Consider the following 15,545-nt stretch of genomic DNA (forward strand, 5'->3'; position numbering starts at 1 on the left):
GTCGCGAGTCCCTGCCGTGCCGTCGTGGCTGGTCGCGCGGTTCCTTCCCCAGCGCTCCTACCGGGCGCTGCCCAGTGCCGTGTCCGGGACCACCAGGTCGGCCAGGTCCCGGGTGGCCGCCACCAGGTCGGCGTTGCGCTGGTCGGTGCCGGCCACCCAGGCCACCGCCTGCTCGTGCCCCTTGCCGAACTCCTCGTGCCGGGCGACCAGCCGCCGTATCCGCTCGGCCTCGTCGGTCTCGCAGAACCACACCTCGTCCAGGGCCGGCCGCACCCGCGCCCAGGGACCCTCCGTCAGCAGCAGGTAGTTGCCCTCCGTCACCACCAGCCGGGCCGTCGGCTCCACCGGGATCGCGCCCGCCAGCGGCTGCTCGAGGACCCGCTCGAAGCCCGGCGCGTACACCACCTCGCCGGTGTCCTCGCGCAGCCGCCGCAGCAGCGCCGCGTAGCCGGCCGCGTCGAAGGTCGAGGGCGCGCCCTTGCGGTCCCGCAGGCCCAGCCGGTCCAGTTCGGCGTCGGCCAGATGGAAGCCGTCCATCGGCACCTGCGCCGCCCACGGCTCGCCGGCGCCGTTCAGCTCACGTACCAGACACCCGGCGAGCGTGGACTTGCCGGCGCCCGGGCTGCCCGCGATGCCGAGGATCGCGCGCGGACCGCGTCCGGCGAGTGAACGGGCCCGGTCGAGGAGGTCGTCGAATGTCAGCGGCACGCAAAAAGTGTGACACCGGGCCCGGGATGTGGTGTCTACCACCCCCTGGAAGCCGTCCGGTGGGGAAGATGCCGGGCATGACACCACTCGGTCTGCCCGACACCATCCAGGCCTGCCTCTTCGATCTCGACGGGGTCGTCACCAAGACGGCCGTCGTGCACGCGGCGGCCTGGAAGGAGACCTTCGACGACTTCCTGCGCGGCCGCGACGGCCAGCGGCCCTTCGACAAGGACGCCGACTACGACGAGTACGTCGACGGCCGCCCCCGCGCCGACGGGGTCCGCGCCTTCCTCGAATCCCGCGGGATCCACCTGCCCGAGGGCACCCCGGACGACCCGCCGGACGCCGCCACCGTGCACGGCCTCGGCAACCGCAAGAACGAACTGCTCCTGGAGAAGATCCGCACCGACGGCGTCGAGGCCTACGACGGCACCCTGCGCTATCTGGAGGCGGTCCGCGCCCAGGGACTGCGCACCGCGATCGTCTCCTCCAGCGCCAACTGCCGTGACGTGCTCCGCTCGATCGGTGCCGAGCACTTCTTCGACGTCCGCATCGACGGGGTGGTGGCCGCCGAACGCCATCTGCCCGGCAAGCCACACCCGGACACCTTCCTGGCCGCCGCCCACGACCTCGGTGTCGAGGCCGCCCACGCCGCCGTCTTCGAGGACGCCCTCGCCGGCATGGACGCGGGTCGCGCCGGCCATTTCGGGTACGTCGTCGGGGTGGACCGCGTCGGTCAGACGGACGCCCTGTACGCACACGGCGCGGACACCGTCGTGCAGGACCTCGCCGAACTGGGAGGCAAGGAGTGATCACCCAACGGGCGTACGCCGTGGAGCCCTGGTCGGTCCGCGAGACCGCCCTCGACCTCGACGTGCTCGCGCAGAGCGAGTCGGTGTTCGCGCTGTCCAACGGGCATGTCGGCTGGCGCGGCAACCTCGACGAGGGCGAGCCGCACGGTCTGCCCGGCAGCTACCTCAACGGCGTGCACGAGGTGCACCCGCTGCCGTACGCCGAGGCCGGCTACGGCTATCCGGAGTCCGGTCAGACCGTCATCAACGTCACCAACGGCAAGATCCTGCGGCTGCTCGTCGACGACGAGCCCTTCGACCTGCGCTACGGCCGGCTGGTCACCCACGAGCGGGTCCTCGACCTGCGCCGCGGCGTCCTGGAACGGACCTGCGAGTGGACCTCCCCGGCCGGTTCCACCGTGCGGGTGCGCTCGACCCGGCTGGTGTCGCTGTCCCAGCGGGCGGTGGCCGCCGTCGCCTATGAGGTCGAGGCCGTCGACCGGCGCTGCCGGATCGTGATCCAGTCCGAGCTGGTCGCCAACGAGCAGCTGCCCGGCGCGAACGGCGACCCGCGCGCCGCGGTGGCGCTCCAGTCGCCGCTGGAGCAGGAGGACGACTTCGCCTCCGGCCGCCGGCTGCGCCTGGTGCACCGCACCCGGCGCAGCGGCCTGCGGGTCGCGGTCGCCGCCGACCACACGGTCGCCGGTCCCGGACGGACCACCACGGACGCCGAGAGCGACATCGACGTGGCCCGGCTCACCGTCACCTCCGTGCTGGAGCCGGGGGAGCGGCTGCGGGTGGAGAAGTTCGTCGCCCACGGCTGGTCCGGGGTGCGTTCGCTGCCCGCCATGGCCGACCAGGTCGACGCCGCGCTGGCCGCCGCCGCCCACGAGGGCTGGCAGGGGCTCGCCGACGAACAGCGTGACTACCTGGACGAGTACTGGTCCCGCGCCGACGTGGAGGTGGACGGCGACGAGGAGGTCCAGCAGGCCGTCCGGTTCGCCCTCTTCCACGTACTGCAGGCGGGGGCCCGCGCCGAACAGCGCGCGATACCCGCCAAGGGCCTCACCGGCTCGGGATACGACGGGCACGCCTTCTGGGACACCGAGATGTTCGTGCTGCCCGTCCTTACCCACACCGCCCCCGGCGCCGTCGCCGAGGCACTGCGCTGGCGGCACAACACCCTGCCCGCCGCCCGCGAACGCGCCACCCAACTGGGCCTGGACGGGGCCGCGTTCCCCTGGCGGACCATCGCCGGGTCGGAGGGCTCGGCGTACTGGCCGGCCGGCACCGCGGCCTTCCACGTCAACGCCGACGTCGCCGACGCGGTGGTCCGTTACGTCGCGGCCACCGGCGACACCGACTTCGAACGGGACACCGGCGTCGAACTCCTCGTGGAGACCGCCCGCCTGTGGCGCTCGCTCGGCCACCACGACAGCCGCGGCGCCTTCCACATCGACGGCGTCACCGGACCCGACGAGTACAGCGCGGTGGCCGACGACAACACCTACACCAACCTGATGGCCCGGGCGAACCTGCTGGCCGCCGCCGACGCGGTCGAACGCCACCCCCGGCAGGCGGCACGGCTCGGCGTGGACGCGGAGGAGAGCGCCGCCTGGCGGGACGCCGCCGACTCCGTGCACGTCCCCTACAACCACGAACTCGGCGTCCACGAGCAGCACGCCGGGTTCACCCGCTACCAGCGGTGGGACTTCGCCAACACCAGCCCCGAGCAGTACCCGCTGCTGCTGAACTTCCCCTACTTCGACCTCTACCGCAAACAGGTCGTCAAACAGGCCGACCTGGTGCTGGCGATGTACACCTGCGGGGCGTACTTCGACGAGGAGCACGTCGCCCGCAACTTCGCCTACTACGAGCCGCTGACCGTACGGGACTCCTCCCTGTCCGCCTGCTGCCAGGCCGTCGTCGCCGCCCAGGCCGGGCATCTGACGCTGGCCCACGCCTACACCGCCGAGGCCGCGCTGATGGACCTCGACGACCTGGAGCACAACACCCGCGACGGACTGCACATCGCCTCGCTCGCCGGCACCTGGATGGCGCTGGTGGCGGGCTTCGGCGGCATGCGCCACTACGACGACGGGGCCCGGTTCGCGCCCCGGCTGCCGGAGCGGCTGCGCCGGCTCGCCTTCAACCTGCAACTGCGGGGCAGCAGACTGCGCGTGGAGATAGGCGCCGACAAGGCGACCTACACCCTCCTGGACGGCCCGCCGCTCACGGTCCACCACCACGGGGAGCCGGTGACGGTCAGCGCGGACAGCCCGGCGGTGCGGGCGGTGCCCCCGGTGCGGCCGGGCCCGGCCCCGCAGCAACCACCGCACCGGGCCCCCACCCGACCGGCCTGAGTTTCCTCAGGGGCGCGGGGAACTGCGCGACAGGCCCACCGGCCGGCTCACGACAGCGTTCGTCCGCGCCACCGTCGTGGCCTGTCGCGCGGTTCCTCCGCCAGCGTCCGGCCGGGGGTACCCCAGCGCCCTCAAGGGGGCGTTCAGCTGAGCGCGCCGGAAAGGAGCCCGACCAGGTCGCTCGTCGCGCCCGCCGCGAACAGTGCCGCCACCGCGCCCAGCGCGAGCACGCCCGCCGCCGGCCACAGCGAAGACGGCGGGCCGGTCTGGAGCGCCGCGATCCGTCGGGTGACCGCGCGGTCCGTGAAGCCGAGGGCGTGCGACCGCCGGGACCGGCCCGCGCTGAGGGCGGCGCGGGCCAGCGCGCGGGCGGTGGTCACCCGGTCCCCGACCTCCGTCGCCGCCTGCTCGTCCGCCCACCGCTCCACCAGGAAGGTGACGGCCGCCCGGACCGGGCCGAGCAGCGGGTTGGCGGCCGCGGCGAGGGTCGCCGCGGTGACCACGCGGCCGTGCCGGTGCGTCAGATGGGCCCGCTCGTGGGCCAGCAGCACCCGTCGTTCCTCCGGTTCCAGCGCGCTCAGCATCGCCGAGGTGACCAGGATCCGGCCCGGCCGGCCCGGGATCGCGAACGCCTGTGGCACCTCGCAGGCCGCCACCACCAGTTCGGTGTCCCCCGGATGGCCCTCGCACAGCCGGCGCAGCGCCCGCCGGGTCCGGCGCTCGGCCCGCACCGCCCGCTGCACCCGCCACACCACCACGGCCAGCGCGAGGCAGGCGGCGAGGCCGATCGCCTCGGGCACCGGGTCGGCCAGCGGATGGCCGTCCTGCCGGGCCTCCCGGATCACCGGCGGGGCGTCGCCCAGCAGAGTGGCGGTCAGCAGCACCAGGGACCAGGTGGTCGCGGCGGCGGTCAGCACCGCGGCGGCGGTCAGCACGCGCGCGGCCAGGGCCGGGGCCACCCGGCGGCCGATCACCGCGCTGACCGACGGCAGCAGCAGGGCGGCCAGCAGCGGGGTGTAGACGTCGAACCTCATGCGCCGCCCCCGGCGAACAGGTTGCGCAGCGCCCGCTCCTCCTCCGCGCTCAGCCCGGACACGAACTGCTGGAGGGCGGCGATCGGGTCCGGGCCCCGGTCCAGGGCCTCGTGCATGGCCTGGGCGGTCAGTTCGGCCGCGTTCTTCGCCGGCCGGTAGGCACCGCGCCGCCCGTCCGCGTCCCGCAGGACCAGGCCTTTGTCGTACAGCCGTTTGAGAATGGTGTGCACCGTGTTGTAGGCGAGTCCGCCGCCGATCTCGGACTGGATCTCGGCCGGGGTCAACGGGCGGTCGGTCGCCCACAGGGCCGCCAGCACTTCGCTCTCCAGCTCTCCGGCGCTGCGCCGCTCAGTCCTGCCACGGGACCCTGTGCCAGCCATGGCACAACCTTACAGCGCGTAGTGCCGACGTTCGGATGGCTGTACCTGCGCTGCCTCCACCGGTAATTCTCGATAGTTTGTCAGTGTTTGTCCCTGAAGCCCAAGAACGGTCCTGCGAGCTGTAGGGGAACAGGGGTGGGTGCCTCGATGGTCCCGAACGTGAACGCCACGCCCGTCGCGGGCCGCCGCGGCGTCTACTGGCAGGCAGCCCTCTGTGTCGCCCTGCTGGCCGGCGCGGGCTGGCTGCTGCGCCGGCACTGGCCGACCGTGGAGCACGGGGCGCTCCGGCTGGCCGTCGCCGACCAGGGCTGGCTGCTCGTGGCGGCCCTGGCCGCGGTCGGGACCTGGGTCTCCTCGGCCCTGGCCCAGCAGGGTGCGGTCACCCGCCGGCTGCCCGGCGGGCGGCTGGTCGCCGCGCAGTTCGCCGCCTCGGCCGCCAACCACCTGCTGCCCGCCGGGGTCGGCGCGGGCGCGGTGAACCTGCGCTTCCTGATGCGCTGCGGACTCCCGGCCGGCCGCGGTGCGTCGGCCCTGGCGGTCAAGGGCGCCGCCGGTGCCGTGGTCCGTCTGGTCCTGATCGCCGTCCTGGCCCCCGCCTGCCCGGGACTGCTGCGGATCCCGCACGTCTCCACGGCCGCGGTCCTCGCCGTAGCCGCCTCCGCCGTGCTGCTCGCCGTCCTGGTCCGGGCCCGGGCCTGGGGCCGCTGCCGGGGCGCGGTGGCCGCCGTGGCCGCCGACATCCGGGTGCTGCACACCCGCCCCGTTCGCGCGGCCGCGCTGTGGGGCGGGTCCCTCGCCTTCGCCGGGCTGCACGCCCTGGTCCTGATCGCCGTGACCCGGGCGGTCGAACTCTCGCTGTCCCCGGCCCGCGTGGCGCTGCTCTACCTCGCCGCCAGCGGCGCCGCCGCGCTGCTGCCCACCCCGGGCGGCCTCGGCTCGCTCGACGCGGCCCTTGCCCTGGCCCTGACCGCCTCCGGAATCCCGGCCGCCGCGGCAGCCTCGGCCGTGCTCGGCTACCGGCTGCTGACCGTGTGGCTGCCGCTGCTGCCGGGCCTGCTGGTGCTGGGAGTGCTGGTCCGGCGCCGAGCGCTGTGACCGGACGGCGCCGGCCTCAACTCCTGTTCCCCCGGCCGGCCCGCCGCACCGGGCGCTGCGCCCCGTCGTCCCGGTTCCCCGGATCCGGCAGCCGGAGGGCGGCCGCGCACCCGCAGACCCCGAGCCAGCCGAGCGCGAACAGCCAGCCTCCGAGCACGTCCGTGCACCAGTGCACGCCGAGGAACACCCGGGTGGCCCCGACGGCGAGTGCCCAGCAGACGGCGGCCACCGCCCACGGCGTACCGCTCCGCGGGGCCCGGATCTGCAGGGCCACCACCACCAGGCCGGCGGCCAGTGCCGACGTCGAGGTGTGGCCGGAGGGGAAGGACCAGCCGGAGGCCCGGGTCAGCCAGCAGGCCTCCGGCGGCCGGGCCCGGGCGACCAGTTCCAGCAGGCCGTAGCGGGCCGCCTGGCCCAGGGCCAGGCAGGTCACGCAGAGGAGCGCGGCCGCCGCCCGCCGGCGCGCGGTACGGCCCGCGATCAGCCCGGCCGCCACGGCCAGGGCGTACGGCACGGCCCCGGTGCCGGTCGAGGTGAGCCCCCGGGCCACGGCCACCGCGACGTCGGGGCGATGGCCGACGGACCAGGCCAGCGCGGCGCGGTCCGGTGCGAGCGGGACGCCGTGCCGGCCGGTCACGACCAGGGCCAGTACGGTCAGCCCCGCCCAGGCCCCGAGGGCCACACTTCCCGCGAGCTCCGCGGTCCTCCTGCCGTTCATGGTCGGGGTGGCGGCCCTCCTGCGCGATGACTGTCTACTCAAATGTAGACGATCGGCGCTCCGTGGGCTCTTTGCCTTCTCATGGGAAAGGTCTGCCACCGGCTTTAATGCGAACAAGTTGCAGGTGCGGGAGGATGGCATCAGCTGCCGACGGCAGCCGCTCATGCTCGACCGAAGGATGACACCTCCCGATGACGGCCGCCCCTGGTCCCGCTCCGTCCCTCCCCGCCCAGGCCGAGACCAGGCGCTCGGCCTGGCACCGTGTCCGGGGCTCCATGACACGGCAGGAGTGGATCAGGGTCGGCGGGATGGCCGCCTTCGTGCTCGCACTGCACGTCGTCGGCTGGGGCACCCTGGTCGGGATCATCGCGCCGCAGCACCTCAGCGTCGGCACCGGATCCGCCGGAGAACCGGCGGCCTTCGGGATCGGGATCGGCGTGACCGCGTACACCCTGGGCATGCGGCACGCCTTCGACGCCGATCACATCGCCGCGATCGACAACACCACCCGGAAGCTCATGGGCGAGGGGCAGCGGCCGCTGTCCGTCGGCTTCTGGTTCTCCCTGGGGCACTCCAGCATCGTCTTCGGCCTCGCCCTGCTGCTCTCGCTCGGCATGAAGACCCTGGCCGGCCCGGTCCAGGACGACGGCTCGCACCTCCACGAGGTCACCGGCCTCATCGGTACGACGGTCTCCGGGACCTTCCTCTACCTCATCGCCGGCATCAACCTCGTCATCCTGGCCGGTATCTGGAAGGTCTTCCGGCAGATGCGCTCCGGCGCCTACGACGAGGCCGCGCTGGAGACGCAGCTCAACAACCGCGGCTTCATGAACCGCTTCCTCGGCCGGGTCACCGGTTCGATCAGCAGGCCCTGGCAGATGTACCCGCTGGGCCTGCTGTTCGGCCTCGGCTTCGACACCGCCACGGAGATCGCCCTGCTGGTCCTGGCCGGCTCCGGCGCCGCCTCCGGTCTGCCCTGGTACGCCATCCTGACCCTGCCGGTGCTCTTCGCGGCCGGGATGTCGCTGCTCGACACGATCGACGGCTCGTTCATGAACTTCGCCTACGAGTGGGCGTTCTCCAAGCCGGTCCGCAAGGTCTACTACAACCTCACCGTCACCGGCCTGTCCGTGGCCGTCGCCCTCGTCATCGGCACGGTGGAACTCCTCGGACTCCTCGCCGACAAGCTGGAGCTGCACGGCGCCTTCTGGGACTGGGTCGCGGGCCTCGACCTGAACACCGTCGGCTTCGTCATCGTCGGCCTGTTCTTCGCCACCTGGGTGATCGCCCTGCTGATCTGGAAGGCCTGCCGCATCGAGGAGAAGTGGACGACGGGCCTCGCCCGCCCCGCCGAGCAGCCCGAGTCGTAGGACCCTCCCCGCCCCGCCCGTCAGCCGCGCAGCTTCAGGTCCGCACGCCACTTGACGATCTGCTTCTCCGCGTCGCCGGTGTACGACCACGGGGTGCGGGTCACCCGCTGCCCCTGGAGCCGCAGCAATGCCGCGGCGATGTCCGTGATCCCGGCCTGGCAGGCGGCGTGCGTCAGGTAGTTGAGGTCCCGCAGTTCGCCGGGGGCGACGGGCTCCTCGCCGCGCTGGGCGATCCAGCGCTCCCAGGTCCGCCGGACGTCACTGACCGCGCCGTCGTGCTTCCAGTGCTGTCCGTGCCCCACCGAGGCCTGCTGCCCGTGGCTCTCGTCCAGGGCGAAGCGGAACTCCTCGACCCGGGCGTACTGCACCAGGACCGGCAGTGCGCAGCCGGGCGGCGCGACCCCGGCCGCGTCCCGGGCGAAGTCGTACATCAGGCCGTGCGTGCCGTGCCAGCGCGCGGAGTAGTAGTGGAGCACCTGGAGGTGGCCCTCCACGTTGTACGGGTCGCGCCGGTGCAACTCGTCCCACCAGCGGGCGAGTTCCTGGCGGCGCACGCCGGTCGGATACAGCCGTGCCACCGAGATCAGGGAGACCCAGGGGGTCGGGTCCTGCGGATACGCCTCCGCGGCGGCCAGGCAGGCCAGCACGGCGGCGTCGATCCTGGACCGGTCGATGGGCGCACCCCGGCCGGCCGAGATGGCCAGGGTGAACGCCCGGGCGGTCTCGGTCGCCGCCCGCAGCGCCAGCGCGTCGGCACCGTGCGGTTCCGCGGCCAGCCAGGACTCCGCCGTCGAACTGCCCGCGCAGGCCTGCGCGAGCAGACGCACCCGGTGTCCCCGGACCAGCCAGTCCGCACCGGTGGCCCGCAGCAGGTCCCGCAGGCCCTGCCAGCGGCCGATGACGATGTCCTGACGGGCCGAGGTGAGGGCGGTGTCCCCGCAGTCCGGATCGAAGTCGGGGACGAAACGGTCTCTCGCCATCGGGCTCGTACCTCAGAAATCCGTGGGGAGGCCTTCGTAAGCCTGGGCCTGTGCGGTGACGTGGTCGTCGGGTACGAAGTCGGCCTCGACGGTGTGGGCGGCGTCCAGCTTGGCAGGCCGGTAGTAGTCGCTGCCCTGTTTCCAGTACCAGAGCATCGGGATCAGGCCGATCGCCAGACCGCCGACGCCGATCGCGATCGCCGCGCCGCTCAGCTCGCTCAGCGACTCGACGAAGATCCAGAACATGAACACCGCGCCGAGCAGCGGCCACACCCCGCCGAGCAGGAAGTTGCCCGCGGATCTGAAGAGCATCCTGCGGTAGGCGACGACCACCGCGAGGCCCGCGAGGCCGTAGTAGACGGCGATCTGGAGGCCGATCGCCGCGATCGCGTCGGAGAGGATCTCGCCCACCGAGCCCAGCGCGTTGGAGGCGACGAACATCACCAGCGCCACCGCGCCGACCACGGTGATCGCCACGTACGGGGTGTTCCAGGTGCGGTGCACCTTGCCGAGCGCGGCCGGCATCGTGCGGTCGCGGCCCATCGCGAACAGCGAGCGGGTGACCTGGATGAGGGTCGTCTCCAGGGTGGCGATGGTGGAGAGCATCACGGCGACGATCAGCAGTCTGCCGCCCCAGCCCGGCGCGATCTCGGCGCCCAGCACGGCCAGGACGTTGGCGTCGTTCGCGGCGATCTGGTCCGAGGACAGGATGACGTTCACGGCGATCGTGAACACCTCGAAGAGGGCGAAGACGATGCCCACCCCGATGAGGCCCGCGAGGCCGGTGGTCCGGCGCGAGTTGCGGGTCTCCTCGCTGAGGTTGCTGGTGACGTCCCAGCCCCAGTAGTAGAACGCCGCGATCAGCGCGCCCGAGGCGAAGCCGGAGACGCCGTCGAAGTGGCTGAAACCGAGCCACGACCAGTCGAAGGCGCGGGCGTTGCCGGTGTGGAAGAGGGCGAGCACCGCGAACAGCAGCAGGATGGCCAGCTCGATGCCGGACATCAGCAACTGCGCGCGGACGGTGAGCCGGGCGCCGCCGAGCACCACCGCCAGCATGACCAGGAACCATGCGGCGCCGACCACTGTGGACAGCGCCACGTCGTCGCCGAGGTCCGCGTCGAACAGGGACAGCGTCATCGAGCCGGCGGGCAGTGAGCCGGCCACCATGAAGATGGTCGCCGACACCACCAGCGCCCAGCCGCTGACGAAGCCGAGGAAGGGGTGCAGGGTGCGGCCCACCCAGGAGTAACTCGCGCCCGCGTTCACGTCGATCCGGCCCAGGTAGCTGAAGGCCAGCGCGATCCCCAGCATCGGTATCGCGCACCACAGCAGCGCGGCCGGACTGGCCAGGCCCACCGCCCCCACCAGGACGGCGGTGGTGGCGGCCAGCGAGTACGCCGGTGCGCTGCCCGCCACGGCCATCACCACCGTGTCGAACGTGCCGAGGGCATTCGCCTGCAGCCCTCTGCCCCTGCTGTTGCTCATGGTTGTGCTGCTTTCCGGTCGTGCAGGGCGCACGGGAGTGCAGGCCCGCGGTGGTACGGGTGGGGGTGTGCCTCCCGCCTCGCACCCACAGAGGGATCGCCTCGGGCAGGGGACGGTCAGAAAGGAGAAAGGTGTGGTGAGGGCCGCATGCCGAGAGTCCGTATACGGTCACACCGCGTGTGTGGGTGTGATGATAGCGGCCCCCTTTGACCTTTCAAGCTGACCGACCGGTAATCACATATGCCACTCGAAGAGGCCAACTCGCACACCGGAGGCAGCCGTTCCTGGAACCGCTCAGTCCTCCAGCCGGTCGAGCTGCCGCAGCTTGTTGGTGGCGTCCAGGGCCGCCACCTTGTACGACTCGGCGAGCGTCGGGTAGTTGAAGACGGCGTCCACCAGGTAGTCGACCGTGCCGCCGCAGCCCATCACCGCCTGACCGATATGGATCAGTTCCGTCGCTCCGGTACCGAAGCAGTGCACACCGAGCAGCCGCCGGTCGTCGGGGGAGACCAGGAGCTTGAGCATTCCGTGCGAGTCGCCGATGATCTGCCCCCGGGCCAGCTCCCGGTAGCGGGCCACCCCGACCTCGAACGGCACGCACTCCTCGGTGAGCTGGTCCTCGGTACGGCCGACGAAACTGATCTCCGGGATGGTGTAGATCCCGATGGGCTGGAGGTTGTCCATCTGCCCGACCGGTTCCCCGCAGGCGTGGTAGGCGGCGACCCGGCCCTGTTCCATCGAGGTGGCGGCGAGCGCCGGGAAGCCGATGACGTCGCCCACGGCGTAGATGTGCGGCACCTCGGTGCGGAAGTGCTCGTCCACCGTGATGCGGCCACGCCGGTCCGCGGACAGGCCCGCCCTGTCCAGGTCGAGCCCGTCGGTCAGGCCCTGCCGGCCCGCCGAGTACATCACCGTGTCCGCCGGTATCTTCTTGCCGCTCTCCAGCACGGTCAGAGTGCCCCGGGAGTGGTGCTCGACGGCGGCGACGGTCTCGCCGAACCGGAAGGTGACGGCCAGGTCCCTGAGGTGGTACTTGAGCGACTCGACGACCTCGACGTCGCACATGTCGAGCATGGCCGCGCGCTTCTCGACCACGGTGACCTTGCTGCCGAGCGCGGCGAACATCGAGGCGTACTCCATGCCGATCACGCCGGCGCCCACGATGACCATGGAGCGCGGCACCCGCTCCAGCGACAGCACGTTGTCCGAGTCCATGATGGTGCGGCCATCGAACTCGACGCTGTCCGGGCGGGCCGGCCGGGTTCCGGTGGCGATGACGATGTGCCCGGCGGTCAACAGCCGTTCGTCGCCGTTCGGTTCGCGCAGGGCGACGGTGTGCGGGTCGACGAAGCGGCCGGTGCCCGAGCAGAGGGTGACGTGGTTGCGGGAGAGCTGGTTGCGGATGACGTCCACCTCGCGGCCGACCACGTGCTGGGTGCGCGCGGTCAGGTCGGTGACGGTGATGTCCTCCTTGAGCCGGTAGCTCTGGCCGTAGAGATCGCGCTGGGTGAGTCCGGTCAGATAGAGGACCGCCTCGCGCAGGGTCTTGGAGGGGATGGTGCCGGTGTGGATGGACACACCGCCCACCATGTCGGGGCTGTCGACCACGGCGACCCGGCGGCCCAGCTTGGCCGCGGCGATGGCGGCCTTCTGGCCGCCGGGTCCGGATCCGATGACGAGAATGTCGAAGTCTGGCACCTGGCGGAGTCTGTCAGCAGGCACCCCCGCTTCGAAAGAGAGAACGGCCGACCAACGCGTGAAATCCGCTACGGACCTGGGCCGTTGCCCGCCCCGCGGCGCGCTTGGCGCGCCCCGTTCGGCCCGCCTGAACGCAGGACCTCGGCCTGCCGGAACAGTGCGTCCGTCGTCGCGGCGAGGACGCCGCCCAGCAGCCGGGGGCTGTAGAAGGACGCGGCGGCGTCGACCACCGCCCGTGCCGGCAGGGTGATCTGGTCCAGTCCGGTGCGGCCGAGCCCTTCGATCGAGGTGCCCCAGACGATCTGGCCCACACCCGCCCAGGCGCAGGCGCTCATGCACATGGCGCACGGTTCGCCGGTCGAGTACAGGGTGGCCGCGCCCCAGCCGTGGTTGCCGACCCGGCGCACGTAGTCGGCCATGGCGACCATCTCCCCGTGGTACGTCGGGTTCTCGGCCGAGGTGTTCACCCCGCGTCCCAGGACCCGGCCCGAGCCGACGAGCACCGCGCCGAAGGGGTAGTGCGGGTTGCCGCGCGCCTCCCGGACCGCGGCCCTCATGAACAACGCGTGATCCTCGGCACCGCCGTGGCGGTCGCCGTCCGTGGAGGCGGCGACGGCGGCGGAGGCGGGCCGAGCTGTGTGTACGGCGAGCGCGGACGGCACCACGCCCGCCGCTGAGAGCAGTCCGAGGAGGCGGCGCCTGTCCAGCGTCAGGGCAGCAGCCTCTCGACGCAGTTCGGGCCCTCGCGCTCCATCTTCTTCCTGGCCCATTCGAGCGTGGCCGGGGTGACGTCCCGGCCCGACGCCATCACCAGGTCTTCGGGCGCCACCCCGGTGCCGGGGGCGCTGTGCAGCAGGGAGTCCGGGGTGGCGCGGTCGTCGGGCGACCGGGACGCTTCGGGTTCTGAGGTCGACATGGTGCCTCCTTCGCGGAGCGGGTGCACCCTCTCACCATTGCCCGCCCGGCCGTACCGCGCATCCGGAGCGGGTCGGAGCCCCGCGCGCGCCGGGTGCTCGATGCGCGAGGGTAATTATCACTTTTACGATGTATTGTGCCCATACATCCGTTCAGGGGAGGCCGACGCGATGACCGAACAGCGGTTCTCCGAGACTGCGCCCGGCAGCCCCCGCTACCTTCCGATCGCCGAGCACGGGCTGATCGGTGATCTGCGGACGGTGGCCCTGGTCGGCAGCGACGGCACCATCGACTGGTACTGCTGTCCGTCCTTCGACGCCCCCAGCGTCTTCGCGGCCCTGCTGGACGCCGAGCGCGGCGGCCACTTCTCGCTGGCCCCGGCCGTGTCTTCCCGGACCAAGCAGTTCTACTTCCCCGACACCAACGTGCTGATCACCCGCTTCTTCACCGACGACGGCGTCGGCGAGGTCCAGGACTTCATGCCCGTCATCGGCACGTCCGGGGACTGCGAGCGGCACCGGCTCATCCGCCGGGTGATCTGTGTGCGCGGCACCGTCCCCTTCCGGGTCCGGGTGGCCCCCCGCTTCAACTACGGCGCGGACCCGCACACCCTGCGAATGCTCGACGGCACCGCCCTGTTCGAGTCCGAGGTGATGTCGCTCGCGCTCACCTCCACCGTGGCCATGGAGAGCGACGGCCCGGACGCCCACGCCGACTTCAAACTCGCCGAGGGCGAGTCCGCGGTCTTCGCGCTCGACCAGGCCGGTGAGCGCATCGCGCCACGGGGCTGTGCCCATATCGAGGCCGAACAGCAATTCGAGGCCACCGTCTGCTACTGGCGGCGCTGGCTGTCCCGGTCCCGCTACCGCGGCCGCTGGCGCGAGATGGTGCACCGCTCCGCACTCACCCTGAAGCTGCTCACGTACGCGCCCACCGGCGCCATCGTGGCCGCGCCCACCACCAGCCTCCCCGAGCAGTTCGGCGGCGAACGCAACTGGGACTACCGCTACGTCTGGATCCGGGACGCCGCCTTCGCCGTCTACGCCCTGCTGCGGCTCGGCTTCACCGGCGAGGCCGAGGCCTTCATGAAGTTCCTGACCACCTGCGTCAGCCCCGGTGACGGCGCCGCCTCGGGACCGCTGCAGATCATGTACGGCATCGACGGCCGCAGCGACCTGCCCGAACGGGTCCTCCCGCATCTGGAGGGCCACTGCGGCTCCGCACCGGTGCGGGTCGGCAACGCCGCGGCCGGCCAGCTCCAGCTGGACATCTACGGCGCGCTCATCGACTCGATCTACCTCTACGACAAGTGGGCCCAGCCCATCTCCAGCGCCCAGTGGGACGACGTCACCCGGCTCGTCGCCTGGGTCTGCGACCACTGGGACCAGCCCGACGAGGGCGTCTGGGAGACCCGGGGCGGCCGCAAGAACTTCCTCTACTCACGTCTGATGTGCTGGGTCGCCATCGAGCGGGCGATCCGGCTGGCCCGCCGGCGCGGCCTGCCCGCCGACCTGACCCACTGGCTGGGCGCCAGGGACGCCATCTACCGGCGGATCATGGACCGCGGCTGGTCCGAGCGGCGCCGTGCCTTCGTCCAGTACGAGGGCGGGGACGTGCTGGACGCCTCACTCCTGATGATGCCCCTGGCCAAGTTCATCGCCCCGACCGACCCCAAATGGCTCTCCACCCTGGACGCCCTCGGCGAGGACCTGGTCTCCGACTCGCTGGTCTACCGCTACGACCCGCAGGCCAGCCCCGACGGTCTGCGCGGCGACGAGGGCACCTTCTCCATCTGCTCGTTCTGGTACGTCGAGGCCCTGGTGCACGCCGGACGCGTGGACGAGGCCCGGCTCGCCTTCGAGAAGATGCTCACCTACGCCAACCATCTGGGCCTGTACGCTGAGGAGATCGGCCGCACCGGCGAGCAACAGGGCAACTTTCCGCAGGCGTTCACGCATCTCTCGCTGATCAGCGCGGCCTTCAACCTGGACCGGGCGCTCGGCTGAGG

14 protein-coding genes are annotated in these 15,545 nt (G+C 72.2%); 5 read left to right on the forward strand and 9 right to left on the reverse strand.

Features of this window, described 5'->3' with window-relative positions:
• Positions 1–57: 57 nt before the first annotated feature.
• Positions 58–708, reverse strand: coding sequence for a nucleoside/nucleotide kinase family protein (locus tag ACFXI4_RS09330; RefSeq protein ID WP_384989088.1), 651 nt, complete (start codon positions 706–708; stop codon positions 58–60).
• A 77-nt stretch (positions 709–785) separates the two neighbouring features.
• Here ACFXI4_RS09330 and ACFXI4_RS09335 point away from each other — a divergent pair, with 77 nt between their 5' ends.
• The gene (locus ACFXI4_RS09335; protein ID WP_384989089.1) at positions 786–1,520 is read left to right on the forward strand and encodes a beta-phosphoglucomutase family hydrolase; all 735 of its coding nucleotides are present in this window, start codon (positions 786–788) and stop codon (positions 1,518–1,520) included.
• The gene (locus tag ACFXI4_RS09340; RefSeq protein WP_384989090.1) at positions 1,517–3,862 is read left to right on the forward strand and encodes a glycoside hydrolase family 65 protein; all 2,346 of its coding nucleotides are present in this window, start codon (positions 1,517–1,519) and stop codon (positions 3,860–3,862) included. The genes ACFXI4_RS09335 and ACFXI4_RS09340 overlap by 4 nt, the downstream gene beginning before the upstream one ends.
• 143 nt (positions 3,863–4,005) lie before the next feature.
• On the opposite strand, the gene ACFXI4_RS09345 is transcribed toward ACFXI4_RS09340, so the two are convergent.
• Both ACFXI4_RS09345 and ACFXI4_RS09350 read right to left on the reverse strand, forming a co-directional pair.
• Entirely contained in the window at positions 4,006–4,896 is an 891-nt protein-coding gene (locus ACFXI4_RS09345) for a M56 family metallopeptidase (protein WP_384989091.1), read from the reverse strand.
• Complete coding sequence (locus ACFXI4_RS09350) at positions 4,893–5,276, reverse strand: BlaI/MecI/CopY family transcriptional regulator (protein WP_384989092.1); 384 nt, start codon at positions 5,274–5,276, stop codon at positions 4,893–4,895. Before ACFXI4_RS09350 ends, ACFXI4_RS09345 begins: the two co-directional genes overlap by 4 nt.
• Before the next feature lie 147 nt (positions 5,277–5,423).
• On the opposite strand from ACFXI4_RS09350, the gene ACFXI4_RS09355 reads away from it, so the two are divergent.
• Positions 5,424–6,371, forward strand: coding sequence for a lysylphosphatidylglycerol synthase domain-containing protein (locus ACFXI4_RS09355; RefSeq protein WP_384989093.1), 948 nt, complete (start codon positions 5,424–5,426; stop codon positions 6,369–6,371).
• A 16-nt stretch (positions 6,372–6,387) separates the two neighbouring features.
• Here the strand turns inward: ACFXI4_RS09355 and ACFXI4_RS09360 are convergent, their stop codons facing one another.
• Positions 6,388–7,089: a phosphatase PAP2 family protein gene (locus ACFXI4_RS09360; RefSeq protein WP_384989094.1), complete on the reverse strand. Its 702-nt coding sequence runs from the start codon at positions 7,087–7,089 to the stop codon at positions 6,388–6,390.
• A 191-nt stretch (positions 7,090–7,280) separates the two neighbouring features.
• Here ACFXI4_RS09360 and ACFXI4_RS09365 point away from each other — a divergent pair, with 191 nt between their 5' ends.
• Complete coding sequence (locus ACFXI4_RS09365; protein WP_384989095.1) at positions 7,281–8,459, forward strand: HoxN/HupN/NixA family nickel/cobalt transporter; 1,179 nt, start codon at positions 7,281–7,283, stop codon at positions 8,457–8,459.
• 20 nt (positions 8,460–8,479) lie between these two features.
• On the opposite strand, the gene ACFXI4_RS09370 is transcribed toward ACFXI4_RS09365, so the two are convergent.
• The 5 genes from ACFXI4_RS09370 to ACFXI4_RS09390 all read right to left on the reverse strand — a co-directional run bounded on the left by ACFXI4_RS09370 (position 8,480) and on the right by ACFXI4_RS09390 (position 13,538).
• Positions 8,480–9,439, reverse strand: a complete 960-nt coding sequence (locus ACFXI4_RS09370; RefSeq protein ID WP_384989096.1) for a hypothetical protein — start codon at positions 9,437–9,439, stop codon at positions 8,480–8,482.
• A gap of 12 nt (positions 9,440–9,451) precedes the next feature.
• Complete coding sequence (locus ACFXI4_RS09375; protein ID WP_384989097.1) at positions 9,452–10,924, reverse strand: APC family permease; 1,473 nt, start codon at positions 10,922–10,924, stop codon at positions 9,452–9,454.
• Between the two features lie 294 nt (positions 10,925–11,218).
• Complete coding sequence (gene sthA, locus ACFXI4_RS09380) at positions 11,219–12,622, reverse strand: Si-specific NAD(P)(+) transhydrogenase (protein WP_384989098.1); 1,404 nt, start codon at positions 12,620–12,622, stop codon at positions 11,219–11,221.
• Between the two features lie 68 nt (positions 12,623–12,690).
• Positions 12,691–13,287, reverse strand: a complete 597-nt coding sequence (locus ACFXI4_RS09385; RefSeq protein WP_384989099.1) for a nucleoside deaminase — start codon at positions 13,285–13,287, stop codon at positions 12,691–12,693.
• Between the two features lie 44 nt (positions 13,288–13,331).
• On the reverse strand, positions 13,332–13,538 hold the full coding sequence (locus ACFXI4_RS09390) for a hypothetical protein (protein ID WP_362717266.1): 207 nt from the start codon (positions 13,536–13,538) through the stop codon (positions 13,332–13,334).
• Between the two features lie 169 nt (positions 13,539–13,707).
• On the opposite strand from ACFXI4_RS09390, the gene ACFXI4_RS09395 reads away from it, so the two are divergent.
• Positions 13,708–15,543: a glycoside hydrolase family 15 protein gene (locus ACFXI4_RS09395; protein ID WP_384989100.1), complete on the forward strand. Its 1,836-nt coding sequence runs from the start codon at positions 13,708–13,710 to the stop codon at positions 15,541–15,543.
• Positions 15,544–15,545 lie beyond the last annotated feature (2 nt).

The sequence above is a fragment of the Streptomyces sp. NPDC059224 genome (assembly GCF_042754285.1).
Classification (GTDB): Bacteria; Actinomycetota; Actinomycetes; order Streptomycetales; family Streptomycetaceae; genus Streptomyces.